Source organism: Paenibacillus xylanilyticus (assembly GCF_013359935.1).
Classification (GTDB): domain Bacteria; phylum Bacillota; class Bacilli; order Paenibacillales; family Paenibacillaceae; genus Paenibacillus; species Paenibacillus xylanilyticus.
This window is the reverse complement of sequence record NZ_JABMCB010000178.1, coordinates 138,408-152,524: the sequence shown is the minus strand read 5'-3', so window position 1 is coordinate 152,524 and position 14,117 is coordinate 138,408. Positions and strand designations below refer to the sequence as shown.

Genomic DNA, 14,117 nt, shown 5'->3' with positions numbered 1-14,117 from the left:
TTATTGAAAATCAAAGAGAAGGTGATCATCGTGCGGTGGATACGCCAATTATCATGGTTATGCTTATTAACCATATTATCTGCTTTTATTTTGGGAGGGTGTCAGAATATGAAGGAAAGTGAAAAACAAGCCTATTTTACTGAGGCGGAGACGGAAGCAATAAAGTATTTTAAAGATAAGTTTGAGTTGAACGTCGTTATTACAAATAAGGAACTGCTACCTGAGATGGCGCTGGATTCCATCGCGCTGGAGGGACATGTGGCCGAGCATGAGGATCAGGAATTTACGATTTCATATGACTATAACGAGAAAAAGATGAAAAATTTTGGCATGAGTCCTGCTATCAAGGAAGCAATTATAGCTAAAGGCTATGACCCTTTTGAAAAATAGAAGTCCAATGATTCTTTTTGGAGGTGAAGCAGCGTGGGGGACGCGCAAAGAATTGATGATGAAACATACCGTTTAATGTCCGAATTGGCTTATGAAAATGCAAAAGCGGGCACGGAGTATGCGAATCTGCCTGGCTGGCAGGTTCTCGAAGATACGCATGGCAATTCTTATTCCGGTTTTGATGCCGTGACCTTTTATAACCCGGAAACCGAACAGGCGGTTATTGCCTATCGGGGCACAGAGGGAAGTGCCGGATGGGATCGAAAAGGCCGTGACTTTTACGCCGATGGACAGATTGCCATTCCTGAGCTGGGAAGGAAAATTGAGCAAAGCACGGATATCACACCCGACTGGTTATCTAGTGGAATCCAGAAAGTCAGGGATGTGACGGGTATAACCACCGTAGAGAATGCAGTGGGTGAACTGGATAAGAAGCTGGATAAGACATTCAGCATAGGTCCCAACCAAATGTATGAAGCAGAAGACTATGCCAAAGACATGCAGAATAAATACAAGAATTTGGATTTCACGTTGACGGGACATTCACTCGGAGGAGGAAATGCACAATATGCTGCTGCATATACGGGGCTTCCGGCAGTTACTTTCAGTGCACCTTCCGTGATCTCAAGCCTCACGCCAGAGATGAAACGAAAGGCGGAGGAAGGTGGATTTGATAATCAGATTATTAACTATGGGCATCCAGGAGATTTTGTGGCGAGTGGTTTTTTCGGAGGGTATGATCGTCATGTTGGGTCCATGTATTACATCAATTCCAACTATAAAGACATGAATGACAGCATGAGTATGATGGATAAGATCAACAATACATTTGGTGGAAAAGAGTACCATGATCTGAAACAATACCAGTTCGAGAACGGCTATATCTCCAATGATTTGTACGACCCGGTCACAGGTGAGAAGATAGGATATTCTCCCCGTCAGCCGTCGAACGCTTTGTTGGATCTCGCTGCCTTCATGCGAAATATGGGGGCGCAGGCAAGCAGCTTGGCGAGAAATATGGCTGCAGCCGCATCCGGTCTGATTCAGGTAACGCCGGAAGAACTGAAGAGCGTCGCTTCCCGCTGGAAGCAAAATGCACAGCAGTGCAACGCTGAGCTCAATCAGGTGCGCAGCCGTATGGCTCAATATCTGCATACCAGCCGCAGTCGCAGACTGGAGCCCATTGTAACCCAGCTTGATGCGTCCATTAACGAATTAAGTACATGGCATATGAAGCATACGAGTCAATTCCTCGACTTCATTGATCAGAAGGCAGATGCCTTCCGCCAGGCTGATGAGAGTCCGGTTCATTTTAATTAAACACCGGAGCTGCCAGGAGATCGATAGCGATATGTACATAAGGGGAGGGGATAGGCATGAGCGGACAATTGCTGGTGGAACTGAATGACCTTCGAATTGCGGAGAAGGAGCTTACACGGCTGCTGGCCCGCCTGCAGGCAGATGAGCAGGAAGCCAGAGCCCTGTATGCGCGGCTAAATGACTGGAAGGGTCAGTCGGCTGATTACACCAGGCAGCAGATTGAAGGATTCTTCGCAGGGCTGTCCAGTCGAATCCATTCAATTGAACAGCAGAAGCGGAGCTTGCTGCAATATATTGAGATCATGGTCCAGACGGATCAGGAACGTTGATTCTTTCATTACATGGGGGCGGCGTCCGAACCTTATAGAAAGGAGCCTTGGCATATAAAGTGTACCCACTGTAAAGGACAATTTGAAAAGAGCTAGGCAACTTGTTGAAACTGCTGTCTGTATTTTACAGGCAGCAGCTTTTTCAAATTCCATTGCCCTCGATAATGATTGTAATACGTCATATAACCGGTCGTTATCCCAAAAATTTCCTCGACGTGATATAGATTGACTTAAACCCATTTTCTTCATGTATGCCAGAGACAGAAAATAAAAGGCCCGAGTCCTTTGACAAAAACTTGGGCCTAGTGTTTACTCTCTTTTATTTAGAAATAACTGTGATTCCTGACAAATTTAAATCACTGTAGGTAGTCCAAATGGGCTCATACACTTTATAAGTTCCAGGTGGGATAGGGCTTTGATTACTAGTTAAAGTTACAACGCCAGTATGAGTACCGGCCAAGTCAAATGTCCAGCCTTGCAAAGAATTGTCGTAGGCGTAGTTGGTCAAAATAGGACCTCCACTGTCACCTCCCATAGAAGTATACCCTGTCGCAAGTACTTCGTTGTGTTTGTAACCGTACCCATTCCCTCCCCAATAAATATCAACGTTTGAATAAGCAATTTTTCCTGAAGTAGTAGTACCGCTATTTGCTCCTCTTAGGTACACTGTATCCCCGGGAGTGTCGCTAACATATACACCAGTAATCATAGCCATATTTGAAGTTGATGGATAGGGAACTCTTGGGCGTCCTGAATAATCGGAGTTCAATGTTATATATCCTGCATCCGAAGAAGCATTTGAGCCGTCCCCCGAAGAGGTTGTTCGGAATGTGAAATTACCAATAGTAGAAGAACTCCAAGTGGGTTGGTACCAAGCATTGACTGTGTCTGTTGGTTGACAATGACCGGATGTAACTAATACCTCTTTGTTGTTTTGATTTACACCGAAGTAGCCAGCTGTACACACGCTATATTGATAACTGTCTTCACTTACCTTTCGGTAATTGCCTCCTATTTTAGACCCCATAGGAAACTGTGAACCGTAATGAGTATTATCCGTTTCAACCGTCAGTGAAGAGGCTGGTAAAGTAGTAAATTCAAGCATATCAGACTGTTTAACAAGAGTAGCAACTGATTCTTCAGTTAATTTAGCATCTTCATCCATCGCGATAATTAGTTTATTATTTTGTACATCGGGAATAAGGGCGCGTACGGTACCTGGTTTAACATTTTCTCTAATTGTTTTCTTGGCATTCTCAATATCTTGCCAAGAAAACTTTGTGATTTGAAATTCAACTTTATCACAATTTTGAACAGAGTTTAGAACCTTGGTTTTTAATTGTTCAGAATCCTGGGTAATCTGCACTACCACACTTCCCGTATCTTCAGCATAATAATGTCCCGAGAACTTTGTAGGTTCGTTTTCTATTAAATTTTTAATTATAGGAATATCATACTTAATTCGGTTTTTTTCCACATAATTTTTTAAAAGGGATGTTGTTTGGAGTTTTTCTGGAGAATCTACCATTTGTAAGGGATACGGAGTTTCATTCAAATTGTTTTTCTGTGTGACTTCTGCAATATCCCAGATTGAACCAGTTAAGGTTTTCCATCCATAATCATTATTGTTGGCTTCTGCACTTGAAATGCCACTCATATTGGGACTGAGTAGCATAGAAGAAGTTAGAGCAATCAAACCTATTATTTTTTTATTTTCATGTTAGGAATCCTTTCTCTTTCGTATTAGAAGATTGTCCAGCAAAATTGCAGACGAAGCTACTAATAAGTTGAAAATCCCTCCTTTTTTACTTCGCCTTTTATGTAATATTATATAATATAAAACATTATTTGTATTTAATTTATTTAAATAAAATAACATATTATGATTTTATTATTAAAATATCTTGATTTATGAAAAAAATTATGAAGTATCTACGTCTGATTACAAGGGAGGTGAATTAGCTTGAAAGTATTTATAGCTGTGGTTGTTTTACTGAATTTTTATAGTTTCCAATTCTTACATGAGGGTAAAGTTATGATGACGAATGCATGGGAGGGATCATCAAAATTGGAAAACAAAGAGGAAGCCCTGTTCTCAGCCATTATCTCGGCTCCAAAGAAAGTAAAGTCCAATCAAATGTTTACGGTCAAAGGTAGTTTTGAAGTGAATTCCAATCAAACACTGCAAATAGCTAGCAGGGAGAAATTGTTCACGTTTCTGGTCAAAGACAGCAGTGGACAACAGATTAATTCTTTTTTTGTTACCGATGTAGGGAAGATCCGTGAAATTCTAGGAAAGACTAGCATCCCAGAGAAATACAATTACAAAATTAAGGAGCCTGGCATCTATGAAATATCTGCTGTTGCTGAATTTACTATAAACAAGGGCGACAAGGCACAAAAATATACCATCAAAACGAACACTCAAAGGATTGAAGTTATTGAAGATGAGAAGTAGAAGAGGGCTGTCTCATCAGCCCTTAAAAAAGGCGGGTGAGAAATTAACTTATTATAGTCAATACAGATACCAATGGAATTAAAAAAAAGGTGAGCTCTGTAGCATACAGAGCTCACCTTCTTAAAGCCATGTAAGTCTTTTTTTTTAAGAAATGTCTTTCACATAGAGTACACTTTATACCTGCCAGGGCTCTTTTGTTACGTTAACCAATATATAAGACCGCGTGTTATCTCTTTTTGCGGCGTGTGGCGAGCGCGATGCCCAGGAAGGACATGATTAATGCCAGAATGGATACAATCAGCGTGGCCTGCTGAAGCTTCAATGTACCTGGATCACTATCGGTGTTATTGGGCTCTCCTGTAACCGTGTCGTTCAACGCATCGCCAAGAGTGGTATCATCGTCTGCCTTGGTATCATCTGCAGCATTGTTGTCTCCAGCGGCTGCTTCGTCATCGTTTGCATTTCCGGCTGTACCTGCACTATCATGACCGCCCGTTGTGGCTTGATTGCCTGCCGCTGCAGGATCTTCACTAATGGTCGTAATACTGTGAGGTGTGCTGTCACTCGGCTGGCCTGTCCACTCCACGATGCTGCCATCACTATAGTATTGGAAGGCGTCCCAAGCTACTTCCGTTGCTGTATCCGGATTTTGGACAACAAAGTTAAATTGCTGGAACTGTCCAGCGAGGATACCTTCGTTATCGCCATCCACTTCCCAAGTAATCGATGTCACTTCGTTGGAACTGTTTTTCTCTGTTGTGATTTTCCACCCAGCCAGTGGCTGATATTGCTTGAACGCCACACCTTCCGGAACCTTCATCGTAATTTTGGTTGTTGGCAGGTCCTTCTCCGAAGGGATTTTGATTGTGTACGTTTGCCATGCGCTCGTCTGTGCAGCCGTTGGGCTGACAGTGACGTGTGCACTTGCGAAGCCGGCGAACAGCATCAGCGCTGCAGCACCTGCTGCTATAGTGGATGTAAGTTTGGAAGTCCAGGATGTTCTTTTCAAAATAAATTACCCCTCTCTTTTATTAGAAACTATGGATTGGCTGTGTCGATCTCGAACTCGGCGTCCAGCGAATCCAGTGACCGGGTCAGCAGGTGAACCTTAATGCTCCATCGTCCAGGCATGGAGATGTATTCTTCAGCCTGATAGACTCCGGTATCATTTTTCGGAATGGTGACTTCATAGATACCCATATCCATATCCAGATGGGTCAGCGTTAACGTGATTTGTTCCAGATCATTCACAATGCTGCCGTCAGGTCTCTTTACGCCAACCTCAAACTGATTCTCGCCCGTAACATTCGGGCTGACCTGGAGCGTGATCGCTGAGCCATCCTCTGTGGTTTGTACTTCCTTGAATGGGCCAGCGGCTTCAGGCTGGCCGGGGGACAGATGGGTGAGTACAGCAGCCAGAGCCAGCACAACGGCACCTATAGCGAGCTCTGCTTTAAGACTGCCTGCGAGTCTGTTATCCTTGCCCTGTCTGGCCGTTCGGGCATGGCGCCATGCGAATGCAATCATCACCAGCAGTAAAACGATCTTCGCGAGCAGCACATAACCATAAGTGGTGGTGAACAGGGACGTCAGTACAGGTTCGGGTAAAATGACCAAACTGCTATAGATCCCTGTAGCAACCAGAGCGGCTACAGCACCAATGCCCCAAGCTGCAAAACGGCGGATAGCTCCCCAATACACCTCTCCTCGTACCTTCGGAGGAAGCTTGTCAGCTAGTGGAGGCAGACAAACCGCCATGGCCGTCAGGGCACCAATCCAGAATGCTGCTGCAATCAGGTGGACATAGTCCATGGTTATGGCAAGTCCACGCTGCTCGGCTGCGGCAGGATGACCTGTCATAGCATGCGTGAGCAGCCATCCCAGTACAAGTACCAATGAACCATAAGATGACCAGATGCGGATCTTCAAAGAGCGATCCCGGTCATATCCTGACAGAATTGTGACTGCAAGCAGCATCAGAATGAGCATTTGTGCCATCCAAATGAGGCCAAAGGACGTCAGCTTCAAGGCACTGCCCATCAGTCCCCAGCTGAATTCATTGAGAGATACCCCTGATTCATACAGGGTATTCAGCGGCAAACTGATGATCGCTGCGACAGAAGCAGCGGCATAGCTGATCCATAACAGCTTATAGCTGCCGGGCACTTCCATGGGTTCTCTCGCCATGGATGCCGGAGCGATCCGGAAGAGCAGGAAGGCGAGCGTGCCCAGGATGACGGATAATCCAAGATACTGGATCCAATCGGTCAGGGACAGAATCCATTTGATCGGCCCGCCAGCCTGACCTGTGCCGGAGGTCAGATCCGCCAGTCCGGCAGGCGAGCCTGAGGGTTCACCGATATGGAACACATAGGCTCCCTGAATGGGGTGACCATCAGCCGATACAGCTTTCCAGCTGACGGCATATGTACCGTTGCCAAGTCCGGTGCGCAGTCCCGTTTCAAGAATGTGGGGACGCTCTGCATCTATCTGTACATTGCCGTCATCGGCCTGTGTACCGTCAGGTGCGGTAATTTTAATATCATAAAAGGCCGTCTGCAACGATTCATTAAACTCCAGCGTCAGACGCTCTGGAGCAGTGGCCACCTGCTCGTTCTCTCCTGGTGAAGCCTTAACAATATAAGCATGAGCTGATGCCCATTGCGGCATGACAAGACAACACAGAAGCAGGAGAGAGACCATTACGGTCCAGTGCCGTTTGCCCAATCTCATCGTAAAACTTCCTAAACTCAAAAAAACATCACCCTCGGGTTATAGAATTGTAGTTATTCTTCGGATGCCGATAACAATCTATACCATTATAACTTTGTCCAAAATAACGGCGTATGACTACATCGGGCTATAAAAAAACGATTATATTCCATGAATTGTGACAAAAGCATGAATGCTTGCTATTTGCGCAGTTTGCGTCCAGCGAGGCCGCTTTCGAGCGCATACCGGGTCAGTTGAACCCGATTTTCGAGCTGCAGCTTCTGCAAAATATTTTTGAGATGGTTCTTTACCGTTTGATCCGAAATACCAAGCTGGTCAGCAATTTCTCGGTTCGTATAACCTGCAGATACCCATTGAAGGATCTCCAATTCCCGCGTAGTCAGCGGGTTATTCGGCACATCTTCACTGCGTGGCGCAGGGAACTCCTGCAATATCCGGTACGCCAGTTCCTTGCTGAGCGGTGCATCATCTGACACAATGGCACGCAAATATTCAAGCCAGGTGGAGGGAGACAGATTTTTAAGCAAATACCCTTGTGCCCCTTGCTTCAGTGCTTCGAACAGATACGTTACATCATCCGAGACCGTCACCATAACGATGATAACGTAAGGGAAACGCAGCTTGATGAGCCGGGTAGCCTCCAATCCATCCATATCGGGCATCTGCACATCCATCAGGATGAGATCAGGCATCCACTGTTCGGTCAGCTCCAATGCTTCCTGTCCATTCGATGCCGTACCAATCACTTCAAACAGACGGTCTTCCGATAAAATGCTGCATATCGCTTCACGCGCATGTGCGTGGTCATCGACAACCAGTACACGTACATGTTCCATGTCAAACGTCCCCCTTACCAATCGTCATTCGTGTTAAGCCGGGTTTGGAATCCAGAGTAAAGGACCAGCCCATCTGAATGGCTCGTTCCTTCGTAATCCGTAATCCATACCGGTCCTTAAGATGCATCGGATCGCCACTGACTCCTACTCCGTTATCCTGAATGCAAACAGACCAGGAGAAGGGGTTGCCCTCTGCCTCCACCCGCACTTCGGTGGCCTGGGCGTGTTTACGCACGTTAATCAAGCCTTCTCGAATACAGGCAAGGAGCTCAACTTGTTCTTTGGGTGAAAAAAAGGTGCTATCCAGGACCCAATGGACCCGGGCTCCCGGTACAGTTTCCTGAATTAATGATTCGGCCTGTTCATGAAGAGAGGCCCCTGTGAGCACGGCAGCATTCCCGGGGACATATCGCAGCTGTGCGATCGCCTGCCTGACATAGGCATTTACTTCATGCACGGTCTCGCGAATTTCCTGGATTTCATGCTCGTGGCCGCTGCCGGCCAATCCACGCTCGGCCTTATCGGTTTTGACAGACAGGAGAAAGAGCGATTGGGCAATGCCGTCATGAAGCTCGCGAGCCAGCTGGTCACGCGCCTCAAGAGCGGCCTTGGAGGCGCGTTCCTGTTCCAGCGCTGCTCTTGCGCCTTCCAGCATCTTGAACAGACGGCTCAGCAGGGTGACGCTAACGAGGTATACGATAACGGGAGTCAGCCAATTTCCCGCATCCATGGAGAGATGGGGCATCAAAAATTGGTGACGTATGTATTCCCATAGACCAACGGTTAATGTAGGGATCAGCAGGATCATCCACTTGATTTGTTTGTAGGACATGTATCAAGAACTCCTTTGATATCGACTCTTTGTTCGAATCTATGCCCCATTATAACCCAACCTGTCCCGGGTACCTAGTCTGTAGGTCTCGAAGGATTTGTGGGTGGATCAGGGAGTATATAGAAGGATATCTAAGAACGACATGTCGTGACAGAATGTCACGGAGTGTGAGGCTTGATGCATGAGGCAGAGGGGAGCTGTGCCCGTTTTCCCTGAGGCGGAAGGTTCTTTATACTTATATAGAACGTGAATTCATGACAAACCATGTTAAGGAGTGAACGCAACAACATGAATCAAGAGGTATTGGAACGTCGTAGTGAGTTGCTCAAGAAGAATATTCATCAAATGCTTCTTCAAGACAATCAGCACGGAATCAGTCGCCAGGATAACATGTTTTTGCAGCAGATGATCAAAGAGCTGCATCAAACTTCACATGAACTGAATACTGCTCGTTAATTGGAATCGGTTCAGGAACCGCTCTGGATTTCAATGATTTATCCAACGATAAAATGAAAATGGCGCTATCCCCAATGGACCGGGGGTAGCGCTTTGGCGTTATCTAGGGATTTTGTAGTTAGGCAAACGTTAGGATAGCAGCTGCTGCGCCGTCTTTTTCTGAATGTAACGGATGAAAAGCTCCGCCAGCTCAGGGTCAAATTGGGAGCCCGAACATGCCCGAAGTTCGTTGATCGCTTCATCCACGGTTTTGGTTTTCTGATACGGTCGTTCGGTGGTCATGGCGTCGAATGAATCAATGACCGTCAGCATTCGGCACAAGCGGGGAATTTCACGGTCTCTTAAACCGTAGGGATATCCTTTGCCGTCAAACCGCTCATGATGCAATTCAATATACGGGATCAGATCCGTGAAACGTTCGTTGGTCATCACCATTTTTTTGCCCCAGGTGACATGTCCCTTGATCGTTTCCCATTCCTCCGCAGTAAGCTTTTCCTTTTTGTTCAGGATGGACCACGGAATTTCAAGTTTACCGATATCATGGATCAGTGCACCCAGTACAAACCGCCGTTTCTCCACGTTGTCGAGCTCCAGCTGCTCGCTAAGGTCGAGGGCATATTTGTACACTCTTTTGGAGTGCTTAAATGTATCGATATCCTTGTATCTGAACAGGTTGAGCTGCTGCTCGATATCCCGCACATCCTGTACCAGATCAATCTCATGCTCCATGCCGTCATTGCTGCCGTGACGGTGCACGTTGTTTTTGCCCTGTTTTTTGGCATAGTAGAGTGCTTTGTCCGCTTGATCCACAAGCTGTGATTTGTTATACATATCCACCTGATATCGTGCTACTCCAGCGGAGAAGGAGAGACACCCGTGCGGAAATACCTCGACTCCTTCAAAAGGGGTATCATTCAGCTGCTTACGCAGCCTGTTCATAAATGTATAAGCCTCGTCCAGCTCCATGCCAGGCATGAGTAACGTGAACTCCTCCCCGCCGTAACGAAACGCGGTAATCTGCGTGCCTTCCGTCTTGCGGTTGAGAAAGTCTCCCAGAAGGGCGAGCAGGCTGTCGCCCTGCAGGTGACCGAAGCGGTCATTGTACTTTTTGAAATCATCAATATCAATTAGTCCCAGCGAGAGCGGGGTTCCTTCAGCACGGGCAGCAGCCAGTTCATTCTCCAGCATGTTTTCGAAATAGCTGTGGTTAAACAGGCCGGTTCGCTGATCCGTATTCGCCTTTTCTTCAATACTCTGATACATCAGGAACAACTGTTTGAATGCATGGGATAACAGAATACTGAGACTTAGATAGAGCAGCAGACCCAGAATCCCGTTATGGATGACCAGTATCGTCAACACTAGTGCCAATATGAGTGTACATAGATACACGAGCAGCGACTCGGTCACGAATGCACGCTTCATCTGCTGCAGGGCATCCTTGGTGGAGAAATGAAAGAACAAGCCGAGCGTGATCGTATTAATGATGAAGTATGCTGCGAGTGCAGCAAAATAAGGCAGCAGGTTATACCCATCGAGTGTGCCTGGAACACCGCCAGTCCATATGAATACAGAGGCTGCTCCAGCTATCATAAGACTGTAGATGCTGAAATTAACGATGTGTTTCCACCAGGCAAGCTTGCGATCCTTGATTAACAAAATGAGGGAAACGGGCAACAGCACAGACAGGCTGAACGCGCCGCCAAACATGAAGATACAGGCAAGATACACGGAAGAGTCCATAGACTGCTGATTGCCTTTGGGAGGAATCTGGAAGGTGAAGTAATCCAGGATTAGCGCGGCACCCAGCATCGTATAGACCATAACCCATTCCTCCGTGGAGAGGTGCAGGTAAGATAACTTGTTCATATACAGAAAAATACCGATGCCTGCGCAGCTCAGCAAAACAACGTACATGCTGCTTCGGTCTGCTTTATGGATAAGGTTACGAATAAAGTTCATAAAAATTCTCCTGCTTGGTTTAGTCGGCTCTTGATGTATAGATATCGGTTTGTACTATATAGATGTATAACATAACAAGTTACTTGGCAAAAATCCAGAAAGAAAAAACAGGCCGTTGGCAGCCTGTTTGTCTTGGTTGGCGAGTATATACTAGCCGCCCAGCTTGTATCCCGAAGTCAACGCGACAACGACTGAAGCTACGATGATTGCATTGATGACGATTCGGGAATATTTAATGCCTTCGAATTTTTTCATGGAAAAGACCTCCCTTCCTTGGAGTCTGTCCTAATCTCTTCAGGCCGGATGGATGCCGCTGGCGGTACAGCCTTGCCGGAACGATTCACCACCATGTACTGGATAAACAGGAATATACCAATGTTCATGACCACATCGCCGATGCTGATCACCTGGGTCCGCGGGTAGGGGCTGGAGAGCGGGATGATATCACCCAGGAAGGAAAGGTGGGTAGATGCATCCATCATATAATGTTTCGACACCGCTCCACCTTCGCGAAGCATGTCCACATAATAAGGTCCGAGTACAGCAGAAGCCTCTACGGAAACAGGCATGCGTCCACCATTCACCGCCATGACGATGAAATTGAGGAACACGCCGATCCAGATCAGCGTAAAACCTCGGTGATGCCGGTTCAGCCACAAAAAGGCGAGCCCTGTGACGTAAACTGCCGCAAAAAGGTACCCATTAATGGATGCAATCCAGTCCAGTCTCTCCTGCAAGAAAAAGATCAGGAACTGGGCAAGCAGCAACAGTGGGAAAATCCACCCGCCGCGAAGTTGAAGTGTTGCGAACTGATGGAGACCATACCGGTACCCGCCCCGGAACAGTCCAATGATCAAACCGAGCAGAATGCCGTCATATACCATGATTAACTCCTGTCATACAGTTATGTTTGATTGCGGTTTCTTATTGTTGTACCTATGTTATTCGACCTTTTACTGGTAAATCCTGCAAAGGGAGAATGATTTTTAAGAAGAAATTTGCAAAAAAATAAATGAAAAGCCATCTTTACGAACCAACGGATGAATCTCACCGCGCAGTTCGGTAAAAATGGCTGTTTTTACGCCAAAATACGAGAATATCTAGGGCAATGCTTATTCTGTTACTCCGATTCCCCGTTCAAATAATTGAAGAATGGCTGATCCACCCAGAAGTTGTAACGGGTAATGTCGGCATCAGGAGCAAGTTTCCGGAAACCTTGCTGAATTGCTGAGGCATTCTCCTTCAATGAGAAGGATTGTGCATAATAGTTGCCGAGTGAGATTTTGTTGTTGGTAATGACCGGGTAGTCCTGAATAGCTGTCGGTGAATAATACAGCGGCTGCCACCAAGAGGCATGAATGAGAGCAGAGGCATCGTCACTGTTCTTTTTGGCGTATTTTAGAATAATGTCGTTGAAGCGGGTTTTGTCTGCCGTGTTGTTAAATTCAAATTGAATGTCATATTCCTTGGCATAAGCAATATAATTGCCGTTCTCGATTTGGGTCACTTTGTAATCCGGCGTTTCTTTGGGCTCGCCCCATTCCTTCAGATAAATGAAGGCAGATGTCTTCGGCTGGAATTGCACATCGGCGTCAATGCCCTCGCTCCGAAGCAGACCAATCAATTGTACGGCGTGTTTGATATCGTCATGTCCGTAAGTCAGAGTCAGCTCATCAATAAAGTTGGAATCGAAGCGGCTGTCCTTCAGGTTGTAACCTGTAACGAGGTCATCCCGGAGCGCCTGATCTACAATCTCTCTTAATTCTGGTGCTTCAATCAGATCCGCTGTGCGATAAGCGGCATACAGTTTCGAATAGATATCGGCATCGCCAGAACGCCCAATCTCATGCTTGTATTTCCCTTGACTGGTCAATACCCGCCCAAGCAGGACGTTGGCAAAATCGGAACTTGCCGCACCGCCCTTACGCAGAGCAGGGTACAGACTTTCCGGGATCAGGCCGGTATCAATGGCGGCGGCGAGTTCCTGAGCAGCTTGGCCTTGGACACGGCCGGGGCTAATGCCGAGCTTGGTGAGAGCCTGTGTTGTTTTTTCTGCTGGGTATGTATACGCAAGTTCCTTGAATCCAGCGGCCTTGACGGCGATGAATACGGCAGCATAGGTGCTCAGGGTGTCACCAGCACGCACTTCCGTTCCGGACAGGACACCATTGTTATGTAAGGTAACTGCTGCATCATAAGTTGAATCTCCCAAGCTCAGATCGGTAAAGGCAGGAGCCTGGGTCTGACTGTCACTGGTTTCTTCCGAAGCTTCATCAGGTTGCTCCCCTTCAATAATGGCTGCTATGGCCTGAATGAAATCACCCTTGGTTAACTGCTGCGGCAATTGGATGCCGTACTTGGCTTGCAGGAACTGGGCGTAATCAGCCGCACTCTCGGTGTATACAGATGGAGTTGGAGTTACGGTTGCTTTTGCAGTCAGTGATGCGGATGGTGTGACGGGTGAAGCGGATGCTGTGGAAGCAGAAGCGGGCAAGCTGAGGCTTCCGATGGTAACCGGAGCGGCGAGCAGGGCCGCCAAGGTGAACTGGGTGATCTTTTTCAAATGAATAGCCTCCTTAAAATGTGGTTGGAAAATGAAGTGGTTTGCGCTATAATTCTGACAAAACCGATAAGGATTTAATAATTGGATTGACTTTAGCATGGAGAAGCTCTTCATGTCAACGGGAAAAAAGCCTGTTATAAAGCGCTTTCGAGAGTGTCTCGGCATGCAAATAAACAATTATATTTAATTTGAGTCTTTGTGCTCAAAGATTTATTGACAAGGATCGACAGTATCCGCT

Annotated in this window: 13 protein-coding genes and 1 pseudogene; 5 read left to right on the top strand and 9 right to left on the bottom strand. The window is 46.6% G+C overall.

What is annotated here, in order from left to right; genetic code table 11:
* Window positions 1-108 precede the first annotated feature (108 nt).
* The 3 genes from HP552_RS12985 to HP552_RS12975 are packed head-to-tail and all read left to right on the top strand — an operon-like array spanning window position 109 to window position 2,039.
* A complete protein-coding gene (locus HP552_RS12985; RefSeq protein WP_127539116.1) occupies window positions 109-390 on the top strand; it encodes a hypothetical protein in 282 nt (93 codons plus the stop codon).
* A 33-nt stretch (window positions 391-423) separates the two neighbouring features.
* Window positions 424-1,710 carry a Tle-like phospholipase domain-containing protein gene (locus tag HP552_RS12980; protein WP_175395876.1) on the top strand — a complete coding sequence of 429 codons (1,287 nt, stop codon included), beginning with the start codon at window positions 424-426 and terminating at the stop codon, window positions 1,708-1,710.
* Between the two features lie 56 nt (window positions 1,711-1,766).
* On the top strand, window positions 1,767-2,039 hold the full coding sequence (locus HP552_RS12975) for a hypothetical protein (protein WP_175395875.1): 273 nt from the start codon (window positions 1,767-1,769) through the stop codon (window positions 2,037-2,039).
* Window positions 2,040-2,131: 92 nt separating this feature from the next.
* On the opposite strand, the pseudogene HP552_RS12970 reads toward HP552_RS12975, so the two are convergent.
* A pseudogene (locus HP552_RS12970) lies at window positions 2,132-2,288 on the bottom strand (IS3 family transposase); the annotation flags it as partial.
* Window positions 2,289-2,358: 70 nt separating this feature from the next.
* On the bottom strand, window positions 2,359-3,696 hold the full coding sequence (locus HP552_RS12965) for a chymotrypsin family serine protease (RefSeq protein WP_175395874.1): 1,338 nt from the start codon (window positions 3,694-3,696) through the stop codon (window positions 2,359-2,361).
* Between the two features lie 306 nt (window positions 3,697-4,002).
* Between HP552_RS12965 and HP552_RS12960 the strand changes: the two genes are divergently transcribed.
* Window positions 4,003-4,497, top strand: coding sequence for a hypothetical protein (locus tag HP552_RS12960; protein ID WP_175395873.1), 495 nt, complete (start codon window positions 4,003-4,005; stop codon window positions 4,495-4,497).
* A gap of 226 nt (window positions 4,498-4,723) precedes the next feature.
* On the opposite strand, the gene HP552_RS12955 is transcribed toward HP552_RS12960, so the two are convergent.
* The 4 genes from HP552_RS12955 to HP552_RS12940 form a co-directional block, all read right to left on the bottom strand.
* Window positions 4,724-5,506, bottom strand: coding sequence for a YcnI family copper-binding membrane protein (locus tag HP552_RS12955; RefSeq protein WP_246310866.1), 783 nt, complete (start codon window positions 5,504-5,506; stop codon window positions 4,724-4,726).
* A gap of 29 nt (window positions 5,507-5,535) precedes the next feature.
* Window positions 5,536-7,230, bottom strand: a complete 1,695-nt coding sequence (locus HP552_RS12950) for a copper resistance CopC/CopD family protein (RefSeq protein ID WP_175395872.1) — start codon at window positions 7,228-7,230, stop codon at window positions 5,536-5,538.
* Between the two features lie 179 nt (window positions 7,231-7,409).
* A complete protein-coding gene (locus HP552_RS12945) occupies window positions 7,410-8,066 on the bottom strand; it encodes a response regulator (RefSeq protein WP_175395871.1) in 657 nt (218 codons plus the stop codon).
* A 1-nt stretch (window position 8,067) separates the two neighbouring features.
* Entirely contained in the window at window positions 8,068-8,898 is an 831-nt protein-coding gene (locus HP552_RS12940; protein WP_175395870.1) for a sensor histidine kinase, read from the bottom strand.
* Window positions 8,899-9,186: 288 nt separating this feature from the next.
* On the opposite strand from HP552_RS12940, the gene HP552_RS12935 reads away from it, so the two are divergent.
* The gene (locus HP552_RS12935; RefSeq protein WP_175395869.1) at window positions 9,187-9,354 is read left to right on the top strand and encodes a hypothetical protein; all 168 of its coding nucleotides are present in this window, start codon (window positions 9,187-9,189) and stop codon (window positions 9,352-9,354) included.
* A gap of 129 nt (window positions 9,355-9,483) precedes the next feature.
* Here the strand turns inward: HP552_RS12935 and HP552_RS12930 are convergent, their stop codons facing one another.
* The 3 genes from HP552_RS12930 to HP552_RS12920 all read right to left on the bottom strand — a co-directional run bounded on the left by HP552_RS12930 (window position 9,484) and on the right by HP552_RS12920 (window position 13,879).
* Complete coding sequence (locus HP552_RS12930) at window positions 9,484-11,316, bottom strand: bifunctional diguanylate cyclase/phosphohydrolase (protein WP_175395868.1); 1,833 nt, start codon at window positions 11,314-11,316, stop codon at window positions 9,484-9,486.
* A gap of 251 nt (window positions 11,317-11,567) precedes the next feature.
* Window positions 11,568-12,200 carry a DUF5317 domain-containing protein gene (locus HP552_RS12925; protein WP_175395867.1) on the bottom strand — a complete coding sequence of 211 codons (633 nt, stop codon included), beginning with the start codon at window positions 12,198-12,200 and terminating at the stop codon, window positions 11,568-11,570.
* A gap of 236 nt (window positions 12,201-12,436) precedes the next feature.
* Window positions 12,437-13,879 (bottom strand): hypothetical protein, encoded by a 1,443-nt coding sequence (locus HP552_RS12920; protein WP_175395866.1) that lies wholly within the window; start codon window positions 13,877-13,879, stop codon window positions 12,437-12,439.
* Window positions 13,880-14,117 lie beyond the last annotated feature (238 nt).

Bases quoted from the DNA above. Each gene is read 5' to 3' on its own strand.
- HP552_RS12985 (WP_127539116.1), top strand. From the start codon at position 109: ATGAAGGAAAGTGAAAAACAAGCCTATTTTACTGAGGCGGAGACGGAA.
- HP552_RS12975 (WP_175395875.1), top strand. From the start codon at position 1,767: ATGAGCGGACAATTGCTGGTGGAACTGAATGACCTTCGAATTGCGGAG.
- HP552_RS12965 (WP_175395874.1), bottom strand. From the start codon at position 3,696: ATGAGTGGCATTTCAAGTGCAGAAGCCAACAATAATGATTATGGATGG.
- HP552_RS12950 (WP_175395872.1), bottom strand. From the start codon at position 7,230: ATGAGATTGGGCAAACGGCACTGGACCGTAATGGTCTCTCTCCTGCTT.
- HP552_RS12945 (WP_175395871.1), bottom strand. From the start codon at position 8,066: ATGGAACATGTACGTGTACTGGTTGTCGATGACCACGCACATGCGCGT.
- HP552_RS12940 (WP_175395870.1), bottom strand. From the start codon at position 8,898: ATGTCCTACAAACAAATCAAGTGGATGATCCTGCTGATCCCTACATTA.
- HP552_RS12935 (WP_175395869.1), top strand. From the start codon at position 9,187: ATGAATCAAGAGGTATTGGAACGTCGTAGTGAGTTGCTCAAGAAGAAT.
- HP552_RS12930 (WP_175395868.1), bottom strand. From the start codon at position 11,316: ATGAACTTTATTCGTAACCTTATCCATAAAGCAGACCGAAGCAGCATG.
- HP552_RS12925 (WP_175395867.1), bottom strand. From the start codon at position 12,200: ATGGTATATGACGGCATTCTGCTCGGTTTGATCATTGGACTGTTCCGG.